The 26,102-nt window shown below is 61.0% G+C and carries 22 protein-coding genes, 2 tRNA genes and 1 pseudogene; 18 read left to right on the top strand and 7 right to left on the bottom strand.

The genetic code is table 11. The annotated features are described in order from the left end of the window. Positions 1-49: 49 nt before the first annotated feature. From GR158_RS15930 to GR158_RS15920, 3 genes are all read left to right on the top strand, one after another. Entirely contained in the window at positions 50-2,926 is a 2,877-nt protein-coding gene (locus GR158_RS15930; RefSeq protein ID WP_160871740.1) for a DUF1156 domain-containing protein, read from the top strand. A 10-nt stretch (positions 2,927-2,936) separates the two neighbouring features. Next, positions 2,937-6,293, top strand: a complete 3,357-nt coding sequence (locus GR158_RS15925; protein WP_160871739.1) for a DUF499 domain-containing protein — start codon at positions 2,937-2,939, stop codon at positions 6,291-6,293. A 223-nt stretch (positions 6,294-6,516) separates the two neighbouring features. Continuing rightward, on the top strand, positions 6,517-6,717 hold the full coding sequence (locus GR158_RS15920) for a hypothetical protein (protein ID WP_160871738.1): 201 nt from the start codon (positions 6,517-6,519) through the stop codon (positions 6,715-6,717). On the opposite strand, the gene GR158_RS15915 is transcribed toward GR158_RS15920, so the two are convergent. After that, entirely contained in the window at positions 6,718-7,317 is a 600-nt protein-coding gene (locus GR158_RS15915) for a recombinase family protein (protein WP_160871737.1), read from the bottom strand. 204 nt (positions 7,318-7,521) lie between these two features. On the opposite strand from GR158_RS15915, the gene GR158_RS15910 reads away from it, so the two are divergent. After that, the gene (locus GR158_RS15910) at positions 7,522-7,776 is read left to right on the top strand and encodes a hypothetical protein (RefSeq protein WP_160871736.1); all 255 of its coding nucleotides are present in this window, start codon (positions 7,522-7,524) and stop codon (positions 7,774-7,776) included. Positions 7,777-7,872: 96 nt separating this feature from the next. Here the strand turns inward: GR158_RS15910 and GR158_RS15905 are convergent, their stop codons facing one another. Together GR158_RS15905 and GR158_RS15900 are read right to left on the bottom strand one after the other, a co-directional pair. Next, the gene (locus GR158_RS15905; protein WP_160871735.1) at positions 7,873-8,400 is read right to left on the bottom strand and encodes a hypothetical protein; all 528 of its coding nucleotides are present in this window, start codon (positions 8,398-8,400) and stop codon (positions 7,873-7,875) included. A 1,112-nt stretch (positions 8,401-9,512) separates the two neighbouring features. Continuing rightward, positions 9,513-10,505: a site-specific integrase gene (locus GR158_RS15900; protein WP_160871734.1), complete on the bottom strand. Its 993-nt coding sequence runs from the start codon at positions 10,503-10,505 to the stop codon at positions 9,513-9,515. A 182-nt stretch (positions 10,506-10,687) separates the two neighbouring features. Between GR158_RS15900 and GR158_RS15895 the strand changes: the two genes are divergently transcribed. Next, complete coding sequence (locus GR158_RS15895; RefSeq protein WP_160871733.1) at positions 10,688-11,971, top strand: PAN domain-containing protein; 1,284 nt, start codon at positions 10,688-10,690, stop codon at positions 11,969-11,971. A gap of 182 nt (positions 11,972-12,153) precedes the next feature. Here the strand turns inward: GR158_RS15895 and GR158_RS15890 are convergent, their stop codons facing one another. The 3 genes from GR158_RS15890 to GR158_RS15880 form a co-directional block, all read right to left on the bottom strand. Beyond that, positions 12,154-12,870 (bottom strand): hypothetical protein, encoded by a 717-nt coding sequence (locus GR158_RS15890; protein ID WP_160871732.1) that lies wholly within the window; start codon positions 12,868-12,870, stop codon positions 12,154-12,156. A gap of 45 nt (positions 12,871-12,915) precedes the next feature. After that, a tRNA-Lys gene (locus tag GR158_RS15885) sits at positions 12,916-12,988 on the bottom strand. A 203-nt stretch (positions 12,989-13,191) separates the two neighbouring features. After that, positions 13,192-13,281: transfer RNA gene (locus tag GR158_RS15880), tRNA-Ser, on the bottom strand. Positions 13,282-13,618: 337 nt separating this feature from the next. On the opposite strand from GR158_RS15880, the pseudogene rplU reads away from it, so the two are divergent. The 4 genes and pseudogenes from rplU to GR158_RS15860 form a co-directional block, all read left to right on the top strand. Further along, positions 13,619-13,930 (top strand): annotated as a pseudogene (rplU, locus tag GR158_RS15875) (50S ribosomal protein L21); the annotation flags it as partial. A gap of 88 nt (positions 13,931-14,018) precedes the next feature. Continuing rightward, the gene (rpmA, locus tag GR158_RS15870) at positions 14,019-14,288 is read left to right on the top strand and encodes a 50S ribosomal protein L27 (RefSeq protein WP_134648437.1); all 270 of its coding nucleotides are present in this window, start codon (positions 14,019-14,021) and stop codon (positions 14,286-14,288) included. A gap of 126 nt (positions 14,289-14,414) precedes the next feature. Continuing rightward, a complete protein-coding gene (locus GR158_RS15865) occupies positions 14,415-15,047 on the top strand; it encodes a GNAT family N-acetyltransferase (protein WP_134648439.1) in 633 nt (210 codons plus the stop codon). Beyond that, entirely contained in the window at positions 15,044-15,634 is a 591-nt protein-coding gene (locus GR158_RS15860; protein ID WP_160871731.1) for a GNAT family N-acetyltransferase, read from the top strand. Before GR158_RS15865 ends, GR158_RS15860 begins: the two co-directional genes overlap by 4 nt. 160 nt (positions 15,635-15,794) lie before the next feature. Here GR158_RS15860 and GR158_RS15855 read toward each other — a convergent pair whose 3' ends face one another. Beyond that, complete coding sequence (locus tag GR158_RS15855; protein WP_160871730.1) at positions 15,795-16,655, bottom strand: endonuclease/exonuclease/phosphatase family protein; 861 nt, start codon at positions 16,653-16,655, stop codon at positions 15,795-15,797. An 85-nt stretch (positions 16,656-16,740) separates the two neighbouring features. On the opposite strand from GR158_RS15855, the gene obgE reads away from it, so the two are divergent. The 9 genes from obgE to GR158_RS15810 all read left to right on the top strand — a co-directional run bounded on the left by obgE (position 16,741) and on the right by GR158_RS15810 (position 26,098). Then, positions 16,741-17,751 (top strand): GTPase ObgE, encoded by a 1,011-nt coding sequence (gene obgE / locus GR158_RS15850; protein WP_134648445.1) that lies wholly within the window; start codon positions 16,741-16,743, stop codon positions 17,749-17,751. Position 17,752: 1 nt separating this feature from the next. Beyond that, positions 17,753-18,925, top strand: coding sequence for a glutamate 5-kinase (gene proB / locus GR158_RS15845; RefSeq protein WP_160871729.1), 1,173 nt, complete (start codon positions 17,753-17,755; stop codon positions 18,923-18,925). Continuing rightward, the gene (locus GR158_RS15840) at positions 18,918-20,195 is read left to right on the top strand and encodes a glutamate-5-semialdehyde dehydrogenase (protein ID WP_160871728.1); all 1,278 of its coding nucleotides are present in this window, start codon (positions 18,918-18,920) and stop codon (positions 20,193-20,195) included. Before proB ends, GR158_RS15840 begins: the two co-directional genes overlap by 8 nt. 37 nt (positions 20,196-20,232) lie before the next feature. Then, positions 20,233-20,841 (top strand): nicotinate-nucleotide adenylyltransferase, encoded by a 609-nt coding sequence (locus tag GR158_RS15835; protein WP_246665682.1) that lies wholly within the window; start codon positions 20,233-20,235, stop codon positions 20,839-20,841. A 31-nt stretch (positions 20,842-20,872) separates the two neighbouring features. Next, positions 20,873-21,352 carry a ribosome silencing factor gene (gene rsfS / locus GR158_RS15830; RefSeq protein ID WP_160871824.1) on the top strand — a complete coding sequence of 160 codons (480 nt, stop codon included), beginning with the start codon at positions 20,873-20,875 and terminating at the stop codon, positions 21,350-21,352. Positions 21,353-21,486: 134 nt separating this feature from the next. After that, positions 21,487-21,969 carry a 23S rRNA (pseudouridine(1915)-N(3))-methyltransferase RlmH gene (gene rlmH, locus GR158_RS15825; RefSeq protein ID WP_160871823.1) on the top strand — a complete coding sequence of 161 codons (483 nt, stop codon included), beginning with the start codon at positions 21,487-21,489 and terminating at the stop codon, positions 21,967-21,969. Between the two features lie 122 nt (positions 21,970-22,091). Further along, complete coding sequence (locus GR158_RS15820; RefSeq protein WP_246665674.1) at positions 22,092-23,522, top strand: murein hydrolase activator EnvC; 1,431 nt, start codon at positions 22,092-22,094, stop codon at positions 23,520-23,522. Continuing rightward, positions 23,512-24,834 carry a S41 family peptidase gene (locus tag GR158_RS15815; protein WP_134648453.1) on the top strand — a complete coding sequence of 441 codons (1,323 nt, stop codon included), beginning with the start codon at positions 23,512-23,514 and terminating at the stop codon, positions 24,832-24,834. The genes GR158_RS15820 and GR158_RS15815 overlap by 11 nt, the downstream gene beginning before the upstream one ends. A gap of 70 nt (positions 24,835-24,904) precedes the next feature. Then, positions 24,905-26,098: a divergent polysaccharide deacetylase family protein gene (locus GR158_RS15810; RefSeq protein ID WP_160871726.1), complete on the top strand. Its 1,194-nt coding sequence runs from the start codon at positions 24,905-24,907 to the stop codon at positions 26,096-26,098. Positions 26,099-26,102: the final 4 nt, after the last annotated feature.

Here is a 26,102-nt window from a genome sequence, read left to right as displayed (position 1 = left end):
ACAACATTAGATTGGGCAGCGCGCGACGTGCCCGAATTGTAGGTAGGATATGACGGCTTCGGCTCCACGCAAAAAACTCATCGAGGTATCGATCCCGCTCGAGGCAATCAATACGGCATCCGCTCGAGAGAAGTCGATCCGCCATGGGCATCCCTCGACGCTCCATCTTTGGTGGGCACGTCGACCATTGGCAGCCTGCCGCGCTGTGCTGTTCTCGCAGTTGGTCGATGATCCCTCGTCCTGGCCGGACCGCTTTCCGACCGAAGAGGCGCAGGACATCGAGCGGCGACGCCTGCATCGCGTCATCGAGCGCATGGTGCCCTGGGAGGCCTCGAACAACGAGGATATCCTCAACGAAGCACGCTGGGAGATCGCACGTTCGGTCGCTTGGGGGCTTGGCGAGGAACCTCCGGCAATCGATGATGGCAAGGCGATCCTCGCCTATCTGCAGGAGAAGGCGCCACCGGTTTACGATCCGTTCTCTGGCGGGGGCTCAATCCCGCTCGAGGCGCAGCGGCTTGGCCTGCGTGCCTATGGATCCGACCTCAACCCGGTCGCGGTCCTGATTGGCAAGGCGCTGGTGGAAATCCCACCAAAGTTTGCTGGCTGGCCACCGGTGAACCCAAAGGCCCAAGAGGAACTTAAACGCGGGCGTTGGAATGGAAAAGGGGCGCAGGGTCTTGCAGAAGATGTGCGTTACTATGGCCAGTGGATGCGCGACGAAGCGGAGAAGCAAATCGGCCATCTCTATCCGAAGGCAACGCTACCGGACGGATCTAAATCAACAGTCATCGCGTGGCTCTGGGCTCGAACGGTTCGTTCACCTGATCCAGCGGCGAAAGGCGCCATGGTGCCGCTCGTGTCATCCTTCATGCTCTCGACGAAGGAGGGAAAGAAGGCGTGGGTGGAGACAGTGATCGATGAACAGGCACCCGAGGGGTGGCGCTTCGAAGTGAAGACTGGCACCCTCAGCAAAGAGCGCGAGAAACAGCTTGCACAAGGCACGATCGGACGCAGCACAGGTGGCACATGCATCCTCACCGGCGTATCCATGCCTTTCAGCTATGTCCGTCATCAAGGGCAATCGAACGGACTAGGAGTGCGCCTAATGGCTGTTGTGGCCGACGGCGGCCGTAAGCGGGTGTATTTGAATCCCTCGCCCGATCACGAAAAGCTCGCTCTCTCAGCGGAAGCCGACTGGGGGCCCGAGGCAGAGTTACCTGAAAACCCTCGTGATTTCAAAACACCAAACTACGGTTTGCGGACATTTTCGTCGCTATTCACCAAGCGGCAGCTTGTTGCGCTGACAACTTATTCCAGCCTTGTTGAACGTGCGCGTGAGATGGCACAAATCGATGCCGAGATGGCCGGTCTTACCGACAACTCATCACGACTTCGTGAGGGTGGCAGTGGAGCCCGCGCATACGCAGACGCTATAGCAGTATACTTAGCCTTAGCAGTTAGCAAGTTGTCGGCGGCCCAGTCGACAGTTGGGCTCTGGAGTTCTTCCATGGATCAGGCGGTCAACGCATTCGGCCGACAGGCTATACCCATGACCTGGGACTATCCAGAATCAAACGTCTTTAATGGAAATGCTGGAGATTTTCTTACCACCCTTCCAAATATGTTGAAAGTATTATCCACACTCGGGAATGCCGGCGTCGGATCTATTGAAAATTTCGCCGCGGGAACAGTCGAATTGGGTGAGGGAGTAAGAGTAATTACCTCTGACCCGCCCTATTACGACAACATAATTTACTCCGACCTATCGGACTTTTTTTACGCCTGGCAGAGACCTATGCTTTCGGAAATAATGCCAGATCAATACAGACGAATTGTTGTTCCAAAATCAGAAGAGCTAGTAGCGAATGTATTTAGGCACGGCACTCCCGAAGCGTCAGAAGAGTTCTTTCTGTCTGGGATGAGAAAGGTGGTTGGCGATTTACGCCGCACATCGGTCAATGAAGCGCCCATGGCATTGTTTTACGCATTCAAGCAATCGGAGATGTCAGAGGAAGGTATTACTTCAGCTGGCTGGGCCTCGTTCCTTCAGGCCATTGTTAGTTCTGGTTGGCTCATTGATGGAACATGGCCCATTCGCACCGAGAGAGCAACGGGTCTGAAGGCAAATATGAATGCTCTGGCTTCGTCAATAGTGCTCGTTTGCAGAAAACGGGTGGAGAACGCAGGTATAATTACTCGGGCCGAGTTTATCCGCCTGCTCCGACGTGAGCTCCCGGATGCCATCGACGACATTCGCAAGGCAGGCGTCGGTCCAGTTGACATGCAGCAATCGGTAATCGGTCCTGGAATGGGTGTATTTTCTCGGCACGCCAAGGTTCTGGAGGACGATGATGGCGTTATGACGGTTAAGACAGCTCTCGCCCTGATCAACCGCGTTTGGGAAGAAATCGACCAGGAGCTCGACGCCGCCTTCGACTCGGAGACTCAGGTGGCTCTCGCCTGGTTTTCGACATACGGCTTTGATGCCCGTTCGTCCGGCGAATTGATCACATTGGCCAACGCCAAGAACATCAGCAGCAACGCGCTGTTCGATTCAGGCGTATTCGAAGATCTGAGGGGTAAGACAGCGTTGACACCACGCGAAAAGCTCCCGAAGGACTGGTCGCCCGAGAAGGACAGGACACTCACGATATGGGAATGCGTGCAGCACACGGCTCGCGTGCTCAACGCGGAGGACGGTGGCGCAGAGGCAGCCGGTCAGCTGGTGGCTCAGATGGGTGCGGCAAGCGACCACGCGCGAACGCTGGCCTACCGGCTCTTCGAAATCGCCACCCAGAAGGGCTGGTCGCAAGAGGCGCTGGTCTACAACGAGCTCGCGCAGGAATGGCCACATCTCGAGGACGCCAACACACGTGCTGCGCCGTCCAACACAAAGCCTGCGCAGGCCGCGTTAGATCTCTGAGGAACTGATCATGGCTGGAGAAGACATCGAAGGAACGAAACGGGTTCGCGACACGCTGGATTTCGTCCTGAAGCCGGTGCTCGAGGGCTTCGTCGAAGCCAACATGAAGAAGAAACACGGGCCGCGCTGGCTGCACTATGCAAGCCGTGCCTCGGGTTCCGGTCCAAACGACCCGCTCGATGCCTATGGCTTGCTCAAGACCATCATCGACAACTGGAACGACGTCTTCTACGCGTGCTTCGACCGCAAGATCCTGCACAAGGCGCGCAACCACGTTTCCGTCGCCTTCGATGCACGTAATGCGACCTCGCACCTCAACCTGCCGCTCAGCGACGCCGAGGCGCTGAACTACCTCTTCGCGATGCTGCAACTCGCCGAGATCCTCAAGGCGCCCGCTGCGACGCTGGAGAAAGTAAAGTCCGCCTATGCAGCGCAACGAACAACCGGCATCGAGAAAGGCCAGGTCGATCCGGCAACCCCGGCTGTCAACAAAGTGGTGGAGACTGCGGCGCAACCGCAGCTCGGCCTGACGGCTCCAGAGCCTTCCACAACGGCTCTCAAGCCTTGGATCGAGGTTGCTCTCCCGCACCCGGATGTCATCGCAAATCGCTTCAAGGAAGCCGAGTTCGCCGCCGACCTTTTTGCCGTCGATGCCGGCCTCGCCGGCGAGGGCTATGCGACGCCTTCCGCCTTTTACGGCATCACCTTCCTCACCGAGGGCTTGAAGCGCGTGCTGGCAACTGCGGTGCAGCGACTGGGCGGGTCGGGCGGTGATCCGGTGATCGGCCTGCAAACCGCGTTTGGTGGCGGCAAGACGCACACCATGCTCGCGCTCTTTCATCTCGTGAAACACCTCCAGGGTGGAGGCGATCCTCGTGCACTCCCGGGCCTTTCCGAGATCCTTGATCGCGCCGGCGTTGCTTCCCTGCCGAAGCCGAAGATCTCGGTCTTCGTCGGCTCTTCGAAGGGCGTCGACGTCTCGCTCAACATCAAGGACGGCCCGCGCCTGCATACCCTCTGGGGTTACATAGCTTGGCGCATTGCTGGCGAGGAGGGTCTGAGGCTGGTCGCCGAGGCTGAGGCAGCCCGGACGAGCCCTGGCTCTGACCTGATGGTTGAGGTATTCAGGCTCGCTGGGCCTAGCGTGATCCTGCTCGACGAGCTGACCATGTTCGCCCGGCAGCTTGACGAGGATCGTTTCGAGGCGCTGCTGTCCTTCATCCAGTCGCTGACTGAGGCGGCCAAGATGGTGCCTGGTATCTTGATCGTCGGCTCGCTGCCCGAGAGCAATGCCGAGGCAGGCGGCGAGCGTGGCGTGAGAGCGCTGTTGCGGCTCGAGAAGATTTTCGGGCGCGTGCAGTCAGCATGGCTCCCGGCCTCGGGCGACGAGACCTACGAGATTATCCGTCGCCGCCTGTTCCAGCCGCTCGACGTCGAGGGAGAGAAGGCGCGCGACGAGACCGTCAAGGCATTTCACAATCTCTACAAGTCCAATGCTGCCGAATTTCCGCCAGCGGCCAAGGAGGCCCGCTATTTGGAGCTTCTGCGACTTTCCTATCCGATCCATCCCGAGCTCTTCGATCGCCTCTCGAAGGACTGGGCGAGCCTCGAGAAATTCCAGCGGACGCGTGGCGTGCTACGCTTCATGGCCAACGTCGTCGGCGTGCTCTGGCATGGGCAGTCGCGCGACCCGATGATCCTGCCGGCCCGGATCCCGGTCAGCAATGAACGCGTGCGTGCAAGCGTGCTCTACCCGCTCGATCCAGCCTTCGGCGCCGTCGTGGACCGAGAGGTCGACGGAGACAGCTCGCTGCCCAGCCTTATGGAGGCCAATCCATCTCGCCGGATCTCGCAGGCGCGCGCAGCCACGCGCGCGGCTCGCGCCGTCTTCGTCTGCTCGGCGCCGTTGGTTGGTCAACCCAACGCCGGGGTCACAGGTCAGGGTCTGCGACTTGCCTGTGCAGAACCTGGAGATCAGCTTGCGATCTTCGGCGAAGCGCTGCGCGAGCTCACCGAGCGTGCCACCTATCTCTACGAAGAGGCAGGACGATACTGGTTCTCGACGCAGCCAACTCTCAACCGTCTTGCCGACGATCGCGCCAGGGCGCTCCCAGATCACGAAGTCGATGCCGCGATCGCGGACGTGCTGCGCGACGATGCAAGGGCCGCCAGCGGCTTCCATCGCGTCTTCGCCGCACCTGATGACCCAGTGACAATCGATGAAGCCCAAGCTCTGTCGCTCGTCATCCTAGGTCCGGCCCATCCGCATGCGGGTCGCGGCGCGGACAAGTCCGCCGCGACAGAGGCGGTCGATGACACTCTTACGCGCTGCCGATCATCGCAGAGGCGTTTCAGGAACACCCTGGTCTTCGTCGCGCCAGACGTTGCGCAGCTCGGCACGGCCCGTGAAGTGATGCGCAAGGCCATCGCTTGGGCCTCTATCGCGTCGGATGACCGGCTGCAGCAACAAATGACGCAGGCACAGTCCGCGGATGCTAAGGACAAGGCCAAGACGACCCGGGACTCCGCTCAGAAGGCCGTCAGAGCTGCTTGGAGCCACATTATACACCCAGTCAAGAGTGATACGCCTGGCAAACCCTTCGAACTCGAGCACAACCAGATCTCGTCGCGCGACCGACCTGCTATCCCGGCCATGGTCTACGACAAGGCGAAGGCCGATGGTGTAGTTCTTGAGAAGCTTGGAACCGAACGCCTCTGGCTCGCACTGAAGCCGATCTGGCCCGAGGATCGTCCGCATCTGCCGGTCGCCGAGATCACCAACTGGTTCGCGTCCTATGTTTACCTGCCGAAGCTTCGCGACCGGGTTGTCCTCGAGGTCGCAGTCCGCGACGCGCTGGCGAAGCTCGATCCCCAATTCGGATATGCGGAGAGCTTCGACGAGGCGACGGGCAAGTATCACAAGCTCAGCTGGGCCAGAGAGCCTGTGAGTCTTGACCTGTCGAGCGGGCTCATCGTGCGAGAGGAGGAAGCCCGGCGGCAGATTGACGAAGAAGCGATCGCCATCTCGCGACCAACCCCAGGAACATCAACTGGGCCGACGCCTGGTCAGCCTGCGGCACCCGTTCGTGGCTTTGACCCTGTCGTTTCGGAACCTGCAAGGCCGAGCAAGCCGACACGCTTTTATGGCTCGGTCGAGATCGACATGATCCGTCCCGTCAAATCGTTCGACGCCATCCTGAACGCTGTCGTCATGGAACTGCAGCGCACTCAGGGCGCAAAGGTTACGTTAACACTTGAGATAGAGGCAACTGCGCCCGAGGGCTTCGATGACGACGATGCAAGTGTCATCAGAGATAATGCAAAGCAGTTGAAGTTTAAGGCGGAATCGACAGGGTTCGATGACTGACAGCCTCAAAGAGATACCAACACAATAGTCCGATAGGGGGCATGAGCGCAAAGCAGGTCACATCAGAGTCGGACCCTCTGTCTTCCGGGCCGCCCTATCGGAGCTTAAGCACTATGCCTAGGGGAACAGCGTCTGGTTGACTCAGGGGAGCTCAGTGGCTGGCTCCGAGCTATTGATCGATGTCTGCAGAGGAAAGCGAGGCGATGCTCGCCGGTGAGTCGCTATGCGCTTTCGTGTCGTGGTGGATAGCCCCACGATCGCAATCAACGGAAAGCTATTGCCCGCCATAAAGAACCAGATCGAAGAGATCATTGCGAAGCGCCATCTGAAGGTCTGCGACGTAATGGCAGAGATGGAGTTCCCGAAGCTCAACGCGTCATTGGGCCGAGCTCTTCATAGAGAGACAGGCAGCAACCCGATGTGATTATGGCCCTGGAGAAATGGCTGCCTGCGAACGCATCGATTTGACGGAACTGCGCAGGAGCCGTGCGAGCGTTTTCGGGTGCACACCGTATGCCGCAGCGACGTCGGCGACGGGCTCCAGGTCGTTCTCGATTGCCGATCGCGCGGCTTCGGTCTGCTCTGGCGTCATCGAGCGACGGCGTCCAATACGCGATCCTCGAGCTCTGGCAGCTTCCATCCCCGCCTTGGTGCGCTCGCTGATGATGGCTCGTTCGAATTCCGCCATCGCGGCCATCACATGGAAGAGCAGCCGTCCGCCCGATGATGACGTATCGATACTCTCAGTCAACGACCGGAAATCACAGCCCCTCTTCGATAGTCCGTTCACGGTCTGAATTAGGTCGACGAGAGAGCGTCCAAGCCGGTCGAGACGCCAAACGACGAGCATGTCACCCCGCTTGACCTTCTTGAGAGCGGTGAGAAGACCAGGACGCTGGAAGTCGGCGCCGGATACCCCATGATCGGTGAAGATCTCTGAGCAACCAGCCGCCTTCAACGCGGCGACCTGCATGTCGAGGTTCTGCTCGACCGTTGAAACACGGGCATAACCGACCAGCTTCATCTCGTGCATCCTCACGCTCCAATGGCAGCTAAGCGATTGACATAAAGGAACGATTTCGCTCTGTCGGTGATTAAATGGAGCTTTCCCGGAAGTCCTTGAAACCATAGGATGCGACCGGTCAGCAGTTGCAGCTGATCTCTATCGGACAAAGGTTCCCTTTCGCTCTCGCGGGCACATCCAGGCCCGATTTGCTGCGAGGAGTGCATGGACGTTTCATTGATCATTTTTGCATCGGGCGTCGTGTTCGGTGGTGCGTGCGCGATCTTAGCCGCGAACAAGAACCGGGATCCGCTGGGCTGGTTCGCCCTCGGCTTCTTCTTCAGCATCACTGCATTGATCGTGATCGCCGCGCTCTCGCCCGCAGAGAAGTCATCTGAAGATCGTCGGTCGAAACGACGCCAGGGTAACGGCGAGTTCGCACCCAACCCGAAAGATCCGGAGCGTCCCTGGCTGGGTTGAAGTCACAAGGCGGGCACGCATGCCTACAACTCGTCGGTAGGGCGCTGTTAAATCGATTCGCAGCCTCTTAGCATCAGCGACACCGTCGTCGCACGTTCAGAACATCCCGTAGGCCGGGTTCACCGCTAAATCGCTATCTTCTGACACTGCCCGCCTACTGGCACGCTGCTGCTGGCGCAGCAAAAGCGCGGCTTGAATATTCGCTTCGGACATGCCTTCCCTCTCCTTCCGTTTGATGAAATTTGCATCGGCACGCTGGTCACGCTTCCGCTGCTCCTTCTCGGGGAGAGTCAGGTGCGACAAGTCGTCATTCGGCTTCCGGCGAACCTTCCGGCGGCCCGCATTGCGCAGTTCCTTCCCATCGCGCGAACGCCAGTCATCGATGTCACGACGCCGACGCCAGGCATCATCGGTGCTCCGCTCCTTTTCGATCTCAAGCCGCTTCTGCGCCTGCTCTATCAACAGGTTCAACTGCGCCATCCTACGCTGACTGTCCGGATGAGACGCAAGCTCGTCACGCTTCTCGCTCAGGTCACGAAACTCCTTCAGACGGCGGTCGTAGGCGGTGAGCTTGATCGGCGCGCGTTCTACCACATAGGTGTCGTCATCACTCAAGTTTTCCATTTCAGAAGTTCCTCTGCTGTTCGTCGTCGTGAAGATTTATAGCAACCAGCCGGAGCGAGTGCTTCACGTCGTGAGCGGGAGATGTGATTTGTGAATGACCGGCGCGTGAACTTTTGGCCGTATGTAACTCTTCTATTATAAGATACGTCTTATATGTAATTAGCCATAATAAAGAACGATCAAAAGTTCACGCCCCGGGCGTTCCCATTCTCTTGGTGGTCGCGGGCGTGAAAGAAGCTTCCGGGGGCTTCAGCTGGCTGGGTAGAGAATATGCCTGCTGTCTATCGCTCCGGCTATGTCGCCTGCTTGTCTGGATAGGTCTGATTGACTCCAGGATTGGCACAGGCTCTATCCTTCGTTGAGTCCGACGAAGTTGCTTCTGATAATGCTTCGCTCGCCTGAGCTTCTCTGTCGATTTGAGGCATGGGAGGATAGAGGACCCAATCGTCGCGGCCACGGAAGGCATCCCCATCGCGCAGCTTGATTTTTTCTAAGACTTCGATGTCCGCCTAATGATCTCGATCGTCGATCGCCGCAGCCCTGGCAGAGGAGGTCCACAGGCACCGGGCGGACATGAACGAGAAGCGGACGCTCTGCTCTGGATCGTCCAAGGAGGGCGGAGGCGTTCGGTAGCGCTCGATGACTCTCAACTCCTTGTCGAATGTTACGGCAACCCTTAGGGGCTGGCACACGAATATAGGTTCGCCCACGCATGCATCCTGATTCAACAGCGGATATGTTTTCTCCACTGGCACCCAGGGGATCGGCAGCGTCTACTTGCCGGCTAAGCCGTCCTCCGATCGCGAATTTTGGTAGTCTGAGCAGGTTGTCTGGCAGCCAACGGGACGCCGAAGCAGCGATGCAACTCACGCTCGTTGCGCAACCTTAACATCGGCGTCAAAAACGCTCGAAATGAGCGCTTTCCGCAAGATAACGTAAACATCATGTCAAGGTCGGGCGCCAATCCGCAGGTTTTTGCGGTTGGAGGCAAGGCGAAACGCAACCCATGATATACATTTTTCACCGATTTTATCGCTCAGCCTTGACAGATTTGGCGCTCACGCAGGTTAGTGTAAACGTTGTGCAAGGCGACGGCATTGACGTAGATGGATCTACGCGAGACGAGTCACGAGATCGTCGGCGCTTAGATGCGTATACCTTTTCAACATACGCAGGTCGCGATGCCCTGAGATACTGCTGACCTCGATGATATTCAGTCCGCGCTCGAACAGGCGACTGACACCCTCGTGACGTAGGTCATGGAAGCGCAGCCCCTTGATCTTTGAACGAACTAGAAGACGACGCCAAGCTTGTTCGAGCGCGCCTGGCTTCATTGAGAAGATGAGAGATTGATCTACTTCTGCTCGATCTCTCCATTCTGTCAGTGCGTCAAAGGCACGCTGAGACAGAGGCACCTCTCTCCCGGATCCGTTCTTCGTCATCATCAGGGTGATCACCCGGCGATTGTGAGAGAAGTCCTTCCACTCAAGACCCAGGATCTCCCCTCGGCGCATCCCGGTCTCGATCGCCAGAATGATCAGCGTTTTGAGATGGGGAACCAATCCGGCGTCACAGCCATCGAGAAGGCGCTGCTCCTCATCGCCCGTCAGGCGTCGGCTGCGCTCATTTCGAATGACCGGACGGCGCACGAGCTTCACCACGTTCTTCGCGAGCGGCATTCCCCAATCACGCATCGCAACCTCAAGAGCATGACTGAGGATCGCCATCTCTCTCACAGCGGTAGATGGAGCTACCGACTGCAGGCGCTCATCGCGGAACGACGCAACGTCCTGCTGGCTCAACCCGATCAGCGTTCGGTGCGAGAGATCATGACGCCGAAGAACATCGATACGCTGTCCTTCCTGCACCGCTCCGCGCTTGGTGGGCGTGATCTCCCGCTGATATCGCTCTAGGAGCGCACCGAGCGTCGTGGTCTCGAGGATCTTTGTGTCCGGAGCGGCCCCGAAGCGGTCGACCTGGCTTTCCAGATCTCGCGCCCACTTCTCGGCGTCTGCTTTGCTGTCGAAGCTCTTCGCGCGTGGCTTCATCCCGCGACGACGCACCTGAGCTTGCCAGCGCCCTCTGAGCTTTCTGATAGTTGCCATTTCGATCTCTTGTTGCGTTGGAGATCATGCGTAGGACGCCCCGGCAGGGGCGCCAAGGGACATTCCGGCACCGAAAGGGGCAACGATTAACTGCACTCCCAGGTAGATTGAGCCGATTCCATCCAACTCTTGCTCAGTAGCGATCGATGTAGTTTGATGAGCACGGGTAAGGGTATGTTAATATGCGTATTCAATTTTGGGCTGTGCTGGCGAGCATTCTGCTATCGGTCGCCTCTATTTTCGATGCAAGCGCCGGGGAAAAAGCTTTTGGCCCCTTCAGCTTTGACGATTCCACGCCGGACGTCATCACGCTAAATGGTGAGATTGACATCAATTCCGGCCTGAATTTTCGCCGCGCACTTCAAGCGACACCGGAAGCAAAGCTAATTATCCTCAACAGTCCCGGCGGTAACGTTCAGATCGGTCTGCTCATCGCAGACGACATCCATCAACGTAAGTTGGCCACCTATATCCCGAGTGGCAGCAAATGCTTCTCGGCATGCGCCTTCGTCTTTCTTGCAGGTGCTGAAAGAAAGGCCGATGGCGACCTGGGCGTCCACCAGATCTCCTCCGGCTCGTCTGATCTCGTCGGCGCACAGCTGGCGATATCGGACATTATTGAAGTGCTGAACCGCTTCGGCACGCCGATGGACGTGATGCACGTCATGTTCAAGACTCCGCCTGATGACATGCACGTATTCAGTCAAGATGAGATTGCACGTTACGGGTTGAACCGAAATGCTAGCCAGCGATCGAATGAATTGGCCGGATCCAGTCAAGATCCGCGAACGACCACCAAGCCTATCGATGGAGGCAACTCGTCCGACAAACAACCTGCCACTTCTGATCAGCCAACACCAGACTCGCTTCAAGCCAGCCTGCCTCGAGATACGGCACTTTCCCCGATCGAAGAGTTCACCAAGCGACCAAACCGAATAGCCATCTACACCGGCCTCGATCTGTTCGGTGACGACATCTCCTCTATTCGTGTCGATGATGCTGCGGCATGCGCTAATAGCTGCCTAGTAATGGACGGTCAGTGCAAGGCGTTCACCTTTAATACGAATCCAAGGCTCAGGAAGGGACCGAACTGCTTCCTGAAGTCGAGCGCCGGCCGAGCCGATGGAAACAGCGTAGCTTTCTCAGGGCGATTCCTGAGCGGAGCCGAGGCAGATCCATCAGCTTTCACAATGGGCGTCATCGACCCTCAAACCGCGCTGTTTGACAATGTCGATCTGCCGGGCGGTGATCTTTCACGACGTCCGCATCAGTCGGCGAAAACGCCCCTCGCCTGTCGATTGGCCTGCGTAGACGAAGCGCTTTGCATCGCGTTCACATACATCAAGCCTAAACGAGAGTGCTGGCTGAAAGGTGCAATCGGCTCGCCCGTCTTCGGCAAGGAAATGGTATCCGGCATAAAGAAGCTGGAGACATTCTCGCCGGCTAAGGTTATCAGTCTGGAATAAGCCTGCCAGCGTCCCCTGAGCTTTCTGATCGTTGCCATGTGATCTCCAACGGATATTGAAGGTCACGCGTAGGACAGCCCCGGATAGGTGCCAAGGGTTATCCCGGCACCTCAGCGTCGTGGCACGATAAGCGAGACGGGGTGCATAAGGTGAGCCGAGCCATTCGGTAAATGCGGCAAGCCTTAAACTACTGCAGTAGTCTCTAAGGCCCCTCTGCGCCTGGCAAGTAGTTTCGCTCTTTTGGTTTCATCTGTCCAAGTTTGGCGCTCCTGATAGAGCTGCTCAAGTTGGTCCACGCGAGCGCGATATGTTTTTATAAACGCTTTGTTGGGTGAATGAATAAGATGCTCAACTATTTCAATCAATTTTTCTTGGCATTCAAACCATGTGTCGATCATTACAGAATTAATTTCTGATATATCGTTCGTCACATCTGAATTAATATCAGTATTTTTACCGTTAAGAGCAACTATCCACTGGCCATGAGCGATCTTATTTCTAAGAAGACTTGGCCTCTTCACAAATCGATCGACCAGATCGCTCAGTTTTTGGCTATCGTTCGCATCAAAATTGCTTTTTGCGGCATCGTGATCTGTCATTGCGATCTGGATCGCTCGCTCCCACCCTGAAACGACGCTGCCCGAGGAAATCGCCTGTTTAATGGTTGCGATCTCATCAAGAGTAAAGCCATGTGGTGTATGAATGAGCTTTGAGAAGCTGGCTTCTACCCAAGCGCAGAAGACAAGAGCCAAGCTTTTAGAAAGCACCCCGACAGTGGCGTAATTCTTCTGCTTCAACGCGTCATTTATCGCGCGTGACAGCTGGACTCTCGCCCCACTGAGGGCCCTAACATTTTGAGTCTGTGCGCCAAATACTTTATTGCAACTTGCCTGATCCACTCTTCCAACCCGGGCTGTCGAAACGCAGCCATTTAGTGACAACGTTTCGACAGCCCGGAATCGAACCGGGGACCTCACGGTGAAACACCGTGCGCTCTACCTTGCTGAGCTACCGTCGCGAAAATTCAACTATCACTTGCCTTGGGTGTTGGCAAGGTCCCCGCCACCAAGACGCAAATTCCCGTTGCTTGATAAAATCATGTCTTATCAGAGGTGTTAGAAGTGCCCCACGTGTGGCCCTAGCTAAATCGAGCACCAGGGCCCGAAGACCAACAGAAAGCGAATGCCAGAGGCAAGCCACTGGCAACTCAAGGTCCATGATGGCGGAGAGGGTGGGATTCGAACCCACGATACCCTTGCAGGTATGCCGCATTTCGAGTGCGGTGCATTCGACCACTCTGCCACCTCTCCGGATGTCGGTCGGCACCTTTGAGGCGCGGGCGGTACATAGCGGGTGTCGTGCAGGCTGGCAAGAGGCCTTGACCGTTGAAAGGTCATCTATTTGTCATGGTGACGGAAATTCCCTTGACAGTTTCCCGCCCCTCACCTATTGCGCAAGGTGCTGTGGCATGGGTCTCGCCCGTGCCGCGACATGGTTCTTTTTGCCGAGCGGCCTGATTTTTCGGCGCCGCGTTCTGCGGAACCACCCGAGCCGGTGATGCGCCAATGCATCGCCATCCCTGTCGACTGATAAAAAGACGGCCGTGCCCCAGGGCGCAGAGCCGGCACGAACATGAAAGGATACAAAATGTTCGCAGTCATCAAGACCGGCGGTAAGCAGTACCGCGTGGCCGCCAACGACGTTCTGACAATTGAAAAGCTGTCGGGCGACGCTGGTGCAAAGATCGAATTCACCGAAGTGCTGATGGTCGGCGTCGGCGCCGATGCGACGATCGGTGCGCCCTTCGTCGAAGGCGCGATCGTCACCGCAGAAGTCGTCGAGCACGGCCGCGCCAAGAAGGTCATCGCCTTCAAGAAGCGTCGTCGCCAGAACTCGAAGCGTTCGCGCGGTCATCGTCAGCACAACACGACTGTCCGTATCATCGACATCGCAGCCGCCGGCGGCAAGGCAAAGAAGGCTTCCAAGAAGTCTGAAGCCGAAGCCGTTGCAGCAGCCGAATAACCCGGACAGGTAAAGGAGAACTCCCATGGCACACAAAAAAGCTGGCGGTTCCTCGCGCAACGGTCGCGATTCCGAGTCCAAGCGTCTTGGCGTGAAGAAGTTCGGCGGCGAAGCCGTGCTCGCAGGCAACATTATCGTGCGTCAGCGCGGTACGCAGTGGCATCCCGGTGCCAATGTCGGTCTCGGCAAGGATCACACGATCTTCGCTCTCACGGCTGGCAATGTGAATTTCCGTACGAAGGCCAACGGTCGCGTTTACGTGTCTGTGGCCCCGAAAGCGGAAGCAGCGGAATAAGCCGGTAGCGCTCTAAAACAGCCGGCGTCTCATCGACCCGGCTGGCGCGACAGGTTTCAGGCCTGAAGAAGAAAAAGGGAGATGAGGCAAGACCTTATCTCCCTTTTTCGTTCTGGAGGACTGAACATGCAAACCGAACTGTTGCGGGAAGACCAATCAAGGTCTCCCCAGGAAAGGCCAAGGCCTGAACGGTCGAGGACCGATTGCCCGATCTTGCTGTCGCCGCGGCTCGTCATGAGAGCCCCGCACGAAGACGACATCGACGCCCTTGCCCATCTCGCCAACAACGCCAATATCGCCAACATGGTCGCCCGCATGCCGCACCCCTACACGGTTGCGGACGCCGCCGATTTCGTGCGACGCACGCGCGACGGCGCGATTGGCAAGTGCGTCTATGCCATTACGAAAGCCGACAACGGCGCCTTCCTCGGTTGCTGCGGGATCGAGCCGCATGACGACGGACGCACGGTCGAGCTGGGCTATTGGCTGGGCGAACCCTACTGGAACCAGGGTTATGTCACGGAAGCGGCCCATGCGCTGATCGACATGGTCTTCCGCACCCGCGACATCGAACAGATCGACGCGCGCTGCCGGGTCATGAACATCCCCTCGCGGCGGGTCATCCAGAAGTGCGGCTTCCAGTTCCAGGCGACCGGCATGGTGCAGAGCCTTGCCGTCGGCGGCATGGTGCCCGTGGAGTGGTACCGGCTCGACCGCAAGACCTGGGTCTCGCTGAAGAGCTGGGGAGGCATGCGATGAACGCCATGCAAACCTCCGTCGAACGGGCCCGCACCGCCGGGCCCGGCCCCTGCCCGACCATCACGACGGCGCGCCTGGTGCTGCGCCCGCACCGCATGTCCGATGCCGACGCCATCGCCCAGTCGCTTGCCGACTTCCAGGTCTCGCGCATGCTGGCGCGGGTTCCCGCCCCGTATGACCGGCAGGATGCCGCCGAGTGGCTTGCCGTGGCGACCACCGATCTCAACGATGGCTGGGCCTTCGCCATCACCGCCGGCGACGACGTGCATATCGGCTGCGTTTCCTTCGAGAGACGGAGCAAAGGCTGGGAAATCGGCTACTGGCTGAACCGCTTCTACTGGCAGCGCGGCTATATGAGCGAGGCCGTGCACGCGGCCATCGCCCGCTTCCTGATGCGCATGCCGGGCACGGAAATCCACTCGGGCATCTTCGCCGACAACCTCGCGTCTCTTCGCGTGCAGGAAAAGGCGGGCTTCCGCATCACCGGTTGCAGCGACGTCTTCAGCGTCGCGCGCGCCGCCATGGTGCCGCATCTCGAGACCGTGCTGGCGCCGGGCGATTTTCGCCCTGCGATGCCAAGGCAGTGACAACCAAGCGGGGCGGAGACATCCGCCCACCTCTCTTTCGTCATCCTCGGGTTCAACCCGAGGATCCACGCGGCGCCCGCGGCGGTGGATGGTCGGGTCAAGCCCGACCATGACGGAGGAGAGGGGTAGTGCTTCAGCCGAAGCTGGGAAAACTGCCGCTTTACGACAATTCGAACCAGACGGGCATATGGTCGGAGCCGAAGGCCGTCTCGTCGACCCAGGCATCCGTCAAGCGCTCCACGAGGCCGTGGCTGAGAAAACAGTAATCGAGGAACATGCGGTCGGCATGGTCCTGGGGATTGATCCAGCTGAAGCTCGCGGCATGGCGCTTGCCGAGGCCGGCGATCGCATCGACCGGGTTGCCGGCGCGGATCTGGCGGCCATAAAGCGGATCGACGCCGCCGACCATTTCGCAATATTCGGGCGATTCCGGCACCATGTTGAAATCGCCCATCAGGACATAGTCCTCCGGCACCGGCGGTTCGGGCAGGCCGAGTTCATGGGCGCCGGAAATCGCGCCGCCCTCGAAGCCGTAGAGCTGGGCGCGGTCCTTGAGATACCGGATCTGGGCGATGCGCTCGTCGCGGTGCACATGGTCGAGATGCACGGAATAGACGCGGAGCGCGCCGCCCGGTGTGGCGATGACCGCTTCGGTGGCGCCGCGCTGTGTATTCAACTTGTCGAGGGTTCGTGTGCGCGGTAGCAGGATGGTACGGGTCGAAAGGATCGGCCAGCGGGAGAAGATCATGTTCCCGATCTGAAAGCGGCGATTGACCACACGGCCCTTCTCGATGGCCGATCCTGCGTCGAGATCACAGACCGAACCGAAGACGGAGTAGTGGTTCGCCAGCAGGGTCTGCAATTCGGCGACCATGTCGATGCCGCCATTGCGGTGGAAGTTGCGTGTCACTTCCTGCAACGCGATGATGTCGGCGCCATGGATCGAGGAGACGATGCGCGGCAGGTCGAGTCGATCGTCGAGACCGATCCCGTACTGGATGTTATAGCTGACGAATTTCACGATAGTCTTTGACCTCTGCGGGAAGCGGCTATATCGAAGACGGCAAAATGACCATATTGATCAGAGTAAAGCGAACGGCGAGCCGATGAAGTTCCTGGACGAAGCAAAAGTCTATATCCGGTCCGGCGACGGCGGGGCAGGGGCTGTCTCGTTCCGCCGCGAAAAATTCATCGAATTCGGCGGCCCCGACGGCGGCGACGGCGGACGCGGCGGCGACGTGTGGGTGGAGGCCGTCAACGGCCTCAACACGCTGATCGACTTCCGTTACCAGCAGCACTTCAAGGCGACGATCGGCACGCACGGCATGGGCCGCAACCGCACCGGCGCGAACGGCGCGAGCGTGACGTTGAAGGTGCCCGTTGGCACGCAGATATTCGAGGAAGACAACGAGACGCTGATCGTGGATCTCGTGCAGGAAGGACAGCGCTTCAAGCTGGCCGCCGGCGGCAATGGCGGCTTCGGCAACGCGCATTTCAAATCCTCGACCAACCAGGCGCCGAACTGGGCCAATCCCGGCCTGGAGGGCGAGGAAAAGACCATCTGGCTGCGGCTGAAGCTGATTGCCGATGCCGGTCTCGTCGGGCTGCCCAATGCCGGCAAGTCGACCTTCCTCGCGACCTGCACGCGCGCGCGGCCGAAGATCGCCAACTATCCGTTCACGACGCTGCATCCCAATCTGGGCGTCGCCACCATCGACGGCGGCGAGTTCATTCTGGCGGACATTCCCGGCCTCATCGAAGGCGCCCATGACGGCGTGGGCCTCGGCGATCGTTTCCTCGGCCATGTCGAGCGCACGCGCGTGCTGCTGCACCTCGTCTCCGCCCAGGAGGAGGATGTCGCCAAGGCCTACAAGACGGTGAAGCACGAGCTGGAAGCCTATGGCGGCGGAATCACCGACAAGCCGGAGATCGTGGCGCTCTCGCAGATCGACCTGCTCGACGAGGACGAGCTGAAGAAGAAGTCCAAGGCGCTGCAGAAGGCCTGCGGCCAGCCCGTGCTGCAGCTTTCCGCCGTCGCCAATGTCGGCATGGTCGGCACGCTGCGTGCGCTCCGCGACGTCATCGTTCAATCGAAGAATGCCGGATCCGACGACTGAGATGACCAGGAACCGCAAACCGCTCGGAAAATACCGCCGGATTGTGATCAAGATCGGCTCGGCGCTGCTTGTCGACCGCGCAAGCGGCCTCAGGAAGGCCTGGCTCGATGCGATGTGCAAGGATATTGCCGCATTGAAGGCCGGCGGCACCGAGGTTCTCGTCGTCTCCTCCGGCGCCATCGCGCTCGGCCGTTCCGTGCTGAAGGTGCCCTCTGGTGCCCTGAAGCTGGAGGAAAGCCAGGCCGCCGCCGCCGTGGGCCAGATCGCGCTGGCGCGCGCCTGGTCGGAAAGCCTTTCGGCCGACGCTATCGTCGCCGGCCAGATCCTCCTGACGCTGGGCGATACCGAGGAGCGCCGCCGCTACCTCAATGCGCGCGCGACGATCAACCAGCTCCTGAAACTCCGGGCCGTGCCGATCATCAACGAGAACGACACGGTCGCCACCACGGAAATCCGCTATGGCGACAACGACCGGCTAGCCGCCCGCGTCGCCACCATGACGGGCGCCGACCTGCTGGTGCTGCTGTCGGATATCGACGGGCTCTATACGGCACCGCCGCATCTCGATCCCGACGCGAAATTCCTCGAGATCATCCCGGCCATCACGCCGGAAATCGAGGCGATGGCCGGTGGTGCGGCGTCGGAACTGTCGCGCGGCGGCATGCGCACCAAGATCGACGCCGGCAAGATCGCAACGGGCGCGGGTTGCGCCATGATCATCGCCTCGGGCAAGGTCGACCATCCACTGCGCGCCATCGAAGAGGGCGCACGCTCGTCGTGGTTTGCACCGTCGGGGTCGCCTGTGACCGCGCGCAAGACGTGGATTGCCGGGCAATTGCAGCCGGCCGGACGGCTGGAAATCGATGCGGGTGCGGAAACAGCACTCAGCGCCGGCAAGAGCCTGCTGCCCGCCGGCGTGCGCGGCGTATGGGGGTCGTTTTCGCGCGGCGACACGGTTTCGATCTACGGCACGAACGGCCGCGAGATCGCCCGCGGCCTCGCGGGCTACGATGCCGACGAGGCGCGGCTGATCGTCGGCAAGAAATCGGCGGATATCGCCGCCATTCTGGGCTATGCCGGCCGCGCCGCCATGGTGCACCGGGACGACCTCGTGGTGACCGGCCTTGCCGTGCCGGCCGCTGCCGAGGCAGGGAAGGATTTGAGCCATGCTTGACCAGGTCAGGACCGATATCGACGCCCTGATGGACACGATCGGCCGCAATGCCCGCGCCGCCGCCCGTCCGCTTTCCATCGCCAGCGCGGAAGAGAAGAACCGCGCGCTGGAAGTCATGGCCGCCGAGATCCTGGCGAACCGCGACGCGATCCTTGCCGCCAATGCGCTCGACCTTGCCAAGGCGAAGGAAAGCGGCGTCGCAGCATCCTTCCTCGACCGGCTGATATTGACGCCCGAGCGCATCGAAGGCATCGCCTCTGCCATCCGCGACATTGCCGGCCTCAAGGATCCGGTCGGCGACGTCATTGCCGAATGGGACCGGCCGAACGGCCTGCATATCGAGCGCGTGCGCACGCCGCTCGGCGTCATCGGCGTGATCTACGAGAGCCGCCCGAACGTGACGGCGGATGCCGGCGCGCTGTGCCTGAAGGCCGGAAACGCCGTGATCCTGCGCGGCGGGTCGGACAGCGTGAATTCATCGCAGGCTATCCATTCCTGCCTGGTCGCCGGTCTCAAGGCCGCCGGCCTGCCGGAGCACGCCATCCAGTATGTGCCGGTGACGGATCGTGCGGCCGTCGGCGCCATGCTGTCGGGCCTCGGCGGCGCCATCGACGTGATCGTGCCGCGCGGCGGCAAGAGCCTCGTCGCGCGCGTGCAGAGCGAGGCCCGCGTGCCGGTCTTCGCGCATCTCGAAGGCCTCTGCCATGTCTATGTCGACAAATCCGCCAGGCTGGAAATGGCAAGGGACATCGTCCTGAACGCCAAGATGCGCCGCACCGGCGTCTGCGGCTCCGCCGAAACGCTGCTGATCGACCGCGCCGCGGCCGATACGCATCTTGCCCCGCTGGTCGAAGGCTTGCTGGCCGCCGGTTGCGAGGTCCGGGCGACGGACGAGATCCGCGCGTGCATCCCCAATCTCGTGCCGGCGACCGAGGCGGACTGGTCGACCGAATATCTCGACGCGATCATCTCCGTTTCGCTGGTCGACGGTATCTCGGGCGCCATCGAGCACATCAACCGCTGGTCTTCCGCCCATACGGAGGCCGTCATCGCCGACGACCCCGGCGTGGTCGAGCGCTTCTTCACCGAGATCGATTCGGCGATCCTGCTGCACAATGCCTCCACGCAGTTCGCCGATGGCGGGGAATTCGGCATGGGCGGCGAGATCGGCATCGCCACCGGCAAGATGCATGCGCGCGGCCCCGTCGGCGTCGAGCAGCTCACCTCCTTCAAGTACCGAGTGCGCGGCACCGGACAGGTGCGGCCCTGAGGTGACGTCGGACGCGGTCGAAGAACGCTATCTGAGAATGCCCCATGTCGAGAAAGGCATGGCGGTCGGCCTGTTCGGCGGTTCCTTCAATCCGCCGCACGAGGGCCATGCGCTCGTGGCCGAAACGGCCCTGCGCCGGCTCGGTCTCGACCAGCTCTGGTGGATGGTGACGCCCGGAAACCCGCTGAAGGACCACAAGCAGCTTGCGCCGCTCGCAGAGCGTATCCGCATGAGCGAGGCCATGGCGCCCGGGCCGCGTGTGAAGGTGACGGCCTTCGAGAAACGGCTCGGCCAGAGCTACACTGCCAAGACGCTGGAGCGCGTACAGGCGCTGAACCGTGGGGTGAATTTCGTCTGGATCATGGGCGCGGACAATCTCGCGACATTCCACAAGTGGCAGAACTGGCGGAAGATCGCCCGCACCTTCCCCATCGCCGTCATCGACCGGCCGGGCTCGACGCTCGCCTATCTCTCCTCGCGCATGGCCAAGACCTTCGACTATGCCCGCGTCGACGAAGAGGACGCCATGACGCTGCCGGGCCGGCGCGCACCCGCCTGGACCTTCATCCACGGGCCGCGCTCGGCGCTCAGTTCCACGGCCCTGCGCACGCGCACCGACCTAGATAAAACCATCCCTCAGAAGTGACGTCTTGAAACCGATACCCATTGATGCCTACATTTGGCAGGTATCGGCGCGCTTTGCCGGTACGGGACGTGCTGTTCTGATCCAGAAAGGAACGAACCTGACAACAGTGCACGCAAAGGGGAACGTCTATGGCGTTTTCTCCAAGAGCGCGGGACGCAGCGACGATGCAGCCGACCGTGCCCTTCAACTGGTCCTCGCCAGTCTCGAGGACTCGAAGGCAGAAGATATCGTGTCCATCAACATTGCCGGGAAATCGGCGCTGGGCGACTACATGGTGGTCGTGTCCGGACGCTCGAACCGTCATGTGATGGCGATCGCCGATCACCTCATCTCCGATCTCAAGGACGAAGGCCTGGGCAATGCCCGCGTCGAGGGCCTTGAAGCCGGCGACTGGGTGCTGATCGACACGGGCGATATCATCATCCATGTGTTCCGGCCGGAAATCCGGGAGTTCTACAACATCGAACGGATGTGGGCGGCTCCCGAAATCGAGGACGGTACGGTTCACTGAGCGGATCCGGCAAGAACGCGATGCGGTTTTGCGCGAGACCTGCGCTTTGACATAACGCCGGGCGCCTGTCCGGCGAGGAAGAGCGGTGCGTGCGTAGAGATCGCCGCACCACGACAACGGACAGGGCTTCGGCGATGCGGGTGGGACTTTTTGCGGTTGGACGGCTCAAGGCCGGCCCTGAGAAGGATCTTGCGGCCCGCTATATCGACCGTTTCGCCAAGGCCGGCCCGGCGATCGGCCTCGAACTCGGCAAGATGACGGAGGTCGGCGAAAGCCGCGCCGGCAACGCCGATACGCGAAAGCGCGAGGAAGCGGCGATGCTGGAAAAGGCGCTGCCTGACGGCGCCGTGCTGATCCTGCTCGACGAGCGCGGCAAGTCGCTCGATTCGCCCGGCTTCGCCACTCTTCTCGGCGGCTTTCGCGATGCCGGCAAGCGCGAGCTGATGATCGCGATCGGCGGCGCCGACGGGCTCGATCCCGCCCTCTACGACCGCGCGGACGCAACACTCTGCCTCGGCAAGATGACCTGGCCACACCAGCTCGTGCGCATCCTTTTGGCCGAGCAGCTCTACCGCGCCGTCACCATTCTTTCCGGCCACCCCTATCATCGCAGCTGACGCACGCGCCATGGCCGCGCAAGCCTGACCGCGCACTGTGCCGCCAGCCCTATTTTTGGCGCTCTTTCTTGGCGAAGTCCGCAAATCAGCATAGAGCGAAGGGAACGGATGTTCGGAAGACGATGAGGAAAACCGGCACAGCCCATCCCGGTGAAGGTGTCAGCCGCCTGCTGCGGCCGGCAATGCTGTCGGCTGTGCTCCTGGTGGCGGCGCTCACCCATCCCGTCCTCGCCGAACCGGACGAGACGGTCGTCACGACCGAAAAGACCGGTTCGCTGCCCCGTGTCGAACCGGATCCCGCCGCGGCCCTCGCCCTTCGCCGCGACAGCACGCGCCGCGAACTCGAATCGCTCTCCCAGTCCATCAGCGTTTCCGAGGAAAAGACGAAAGAGCTGGAGGCGGAGATCGCCCGGCTCGACAAGTCGCGCCAGACCCTGCGCGACGCCATCGTCCAGTCCGCCGCCCTGCGCAAGCAGATGGAGGAGAAGATTCTCGCCGGCGAAAAGCGGCTCGAAGGCATGCGTGAACAGGAGGCGGGCGTGCGCGCCTCGCTGCACGAGCGGCGCGGCGTGCTGGCCGAGGTTCTCGCCGCCTTGCAGCGCATGGGCCGCAATCCGCCGCCCGCCCTGCTGGTGACGCCCGACGACGCGCTGGCCTCCGTGCGCAGCGCCATCCTGCTCGGTGCGGTCGTGCCCGGCATCCGCAAGGAAACCGATGCGCTGATCGACGATCTCGCCGCGCTAATGGACATCAAGAGCGACATCGACCGCGAAAAGACCGAACTGACGGACGCCATGCAGATCCGGCTGGACGAGGAGAAACGCTCGGAACTGCTGGTCGCCCAGAACGAGGCGCTGACGGAAACCAACAACCGCACGCTTGCCGCCGAAAAGCGGCGCGCGGAGGAGCTGGCCGGCCGCGCGACGAGCCTGGAAGGCCTGATCGGCAGCCTGGAGAAGGAGATCGGCTCGGTGCGTGATGCCGCCGCGCTCGCCCGCGCCAAGGAAGAGGAACGGCGCGGCCTGAGCGAGGCCGAGCGGGAGAAGGCGAGGGCGCTGGCGCGCGACAGCGTGCCCGACAAAAACCGCATTGCTCCCGCATATGAATTTTCACAGTTGCAGGCAAAACTCGATTATCCCGTGGCAGGCGACCCGTTGCGCCAATTCGGCGACGCCGACGGAACCGGCCACGATTCCCAGGGGCTGACGCTCGCCACCAATCCCGGCGCGCTCGTCACGGCCCCTGCCGACGGATGGATCGTCTTTGCCGGGACGTTTCGCAGTTACGGACGCATGATCATTCTGAACGCGGGGGAGGGTTACCACCTCGTCCTGTCCGGCATGGACAAGGTGAACGTGCGGGAAGGCCAGTTCGTCGTGGCGGGAGAGCCGCTCGCCGTGATGGGCGAAAAGAGGATCGCAAGTGTGAACGCTTTGACGCTGGAAACGGACAAGCCGACACTTTACATTGAGTTTCGAAAGAACGGAAAACCGGTTGATTCCCGGCCGTGGTGGTCCGCCAAAATTTCTGGAAAGGCACGCAATGATACGTAGGGCTTCACTTGTTATCGTCGGTGCACTCATGGGTGCCACGGCCATGAGCGTCATCAACACGGTTACGCTGCCCGCGGAAGCCGCCGGCTCGTCGACCTATCGCGAGCTTTCCATTTTCGGGGATGTCTTCGAACGCGTGCGCGCCCAGTATGTGACGCCGCCGAAGGAAGACCAACTGATCGAGAATGCCATCAACGGCATGCTGACCTCGCTCGACCCGCACTCGTCCTACATGAATGCCAAGGATGCCGAGGACATGCGCACCCAGACCAAGGGCGAGTTCGGCGGCCTCGGCATCGAGGTCACGATGGAAGACGAGCTCGTCAAGGTCATCACGCCGATCGACGATACGCCGGCTTCGCGCGCGGGCGTTCTGGCCGGCGACTTCATCTCCAAGATCGACGGACAGGACGTGCGCGGCCTGAAGCTTGAGGACGCCGTCGAGAAGATGCGCGGCGCGGTCAACACGCCCATCAAGCTCACGCTGATCCGCAAGGGCGCCGACAAGCCGATCGAACTGACGATCAAGCGCGACATCATCGCTGTCAGGGCCGTCAAGTCGCGTGTCGAGGACAATGTCGGCTACCTGCGCGTCATCTCCTTCACGGAGAAGACCTATGACGATCTCGAAGCCGCGATCACCAAGATCAAGGAAGAGGTTCCGGCCGACAAGCTGAAGGGCTACGTGCTCGACCTGCGCCTCAACCCCGGCGGTCTGCTCGACCAGGCGATCAACGTCTCCGACGCCTTCCTGGAGCGCGGCGAAGTCGTTTCGACGCGCGGCCGCAACGATGACGAAACCCGCCGCTTCAACGCGACGCCTGGCGACATCACCGACGGCAAGCCGGTCGTCGTGCTGATCAACGGCGGCTCGGCCTCGGCTTCGGAAATCGTCGCCGGCGCGCTGCAAGACCTGCGCCGCGCCACCGTGCTCGGCACGCGTTCCTTCGGCAAGGGTTCGGTCCAGACCATCATCCCGATGGGCGACGCCGGCGCGCTTCGCCTGACGACGGCGCTCTACTACACGCCGTCGGGCAAATCGATCCAGGGCACCGGCATTACGCCCGACATTACCGTCGAGCAGCCGCTGCCGCCGGAATTGCAGGGCAAGATCGAGAACGCGGCCGAATCAAGCCTGCGCGGCCATATCCAGGGCCAGAGCGAGACGGAAGCGGGCTCCGGCTCCTCCGCTTACGTGCCGCCGGAAGCCAAGGACGACGTCCAGCTTCAATACGCGCTCGAACTGCTGCGTGGCCAGAAGTCCGACCCGTCCTTCCCGGCCAATCCGGAAAAGGCCGAGCTGAAGCAGTAAGTCGCATTCGCAGGGCCCGTCACCGCGCGGGCCCTGTCTTCACGCACCTTCCGGCCAGCGCGGACTGACCTTGGGCACAGACATTCACGCACCTCTCGGCCAGGACCGCAAGGCGAGGCCCGGACGGAAGGGACCGTCACGGTTCCCCGCCGGCAGGGTCGTGTCTGCTTTGGCCGTCGCGGGTTTGATCGGACTGTCCGGCTGGACGGCGCTGGCGCCCAGCGGCCTGCGCACGGAACCGTTTGCCGTCCCCGCTGAAACCATCGAAACGGCGGATGCCGGGCCCGACCGGAAGGCCGCTGAGCCCGGCGACGGCGTGCGCAGGGCCAACGGCCTCTCCGGCGCACGCGTCGAGGAAACCGTCACCGACGACGGAAGCGTCGTGCGCAAATATGCGCCCGGCACGCGCGACGGCACCGGTCCCGTCATCCTCGAGGCAAACCGTGTCGGCCAGGATGCCCGCACGGCAGCCTTCCCGAACGAAGATCTCCTGGAAGACACCTCCGACGGCAAGATCCCGGTCATCGGTCTCGACGGCACGCGCCCGATGGACCAGTATGCCCGCCCATGGTCGGGCGCGCGCGGCACGCGGATCGCCATCGTGGTGGGCGGCCTCGGCCTCAGCCAGACGGGCACGCAGCGCGCCATCCGCGAACTGCCGGGCGAGGTGACGCTGGCCTTTGCCGCCAGCGGCAACAGCCTGCAGCGCTGGATGCAGGAGGCGCGGCGCGCCGGCCACGAAATCCTGTTGCAATTGCCGCTCGAACCCTTCGATTATCCGCAGAACGATCCCGGCCCCTACACGCTGCGCACGGACATGAGCGAGGCGCAGAACCTCGCCGAGCTGCACCGCGCGATGGCGCGGATCACCAACTATACCGGCATCGTGAATTTCATGGGCGGCCGCTTCCTCTCCAGCGCCGACGCGCTGGAGCCCGTGATGCGCGACGTGGCAAGCCGCGGCCTGCTCTTCTTGGACGATGCCAGCTCCGCCCAGTCGCTTTCGGGCACCATTGCCGGCGCCGTCTCCGCACCGCATGCCTTTGCCGACCTCCAGCTCGACGCCGATCTCTCGCGCACGGCCGTCCTGAAGAAGCTCGATGAGCTGGAACGCATCGCACGGCGCAACGGCACCGCGATCGGCATCGCCTCGGCCTTTGACGAAAGTGTGGACGCCATCCGCGAATGGTGCGAGGAAGCCGGCACGCGCGGCATCGAGATCGTCGGCGTCGCATCGCTCGCAGACATTCCCGCCAAACGATAGGAAC

It is taken from the genome of Shinella sp. AETb1-6 (assembly GCF_009826875.1).
GTDB lineage: Bacteria > Pseudomonadota > Alphaproteobacteria > Rhizobiales > Rhizobiaceae > Shinella > Shinella sumterensis.
This window is presented reverse-complemented; position numbering and strand designations above follow the sequence as displayed.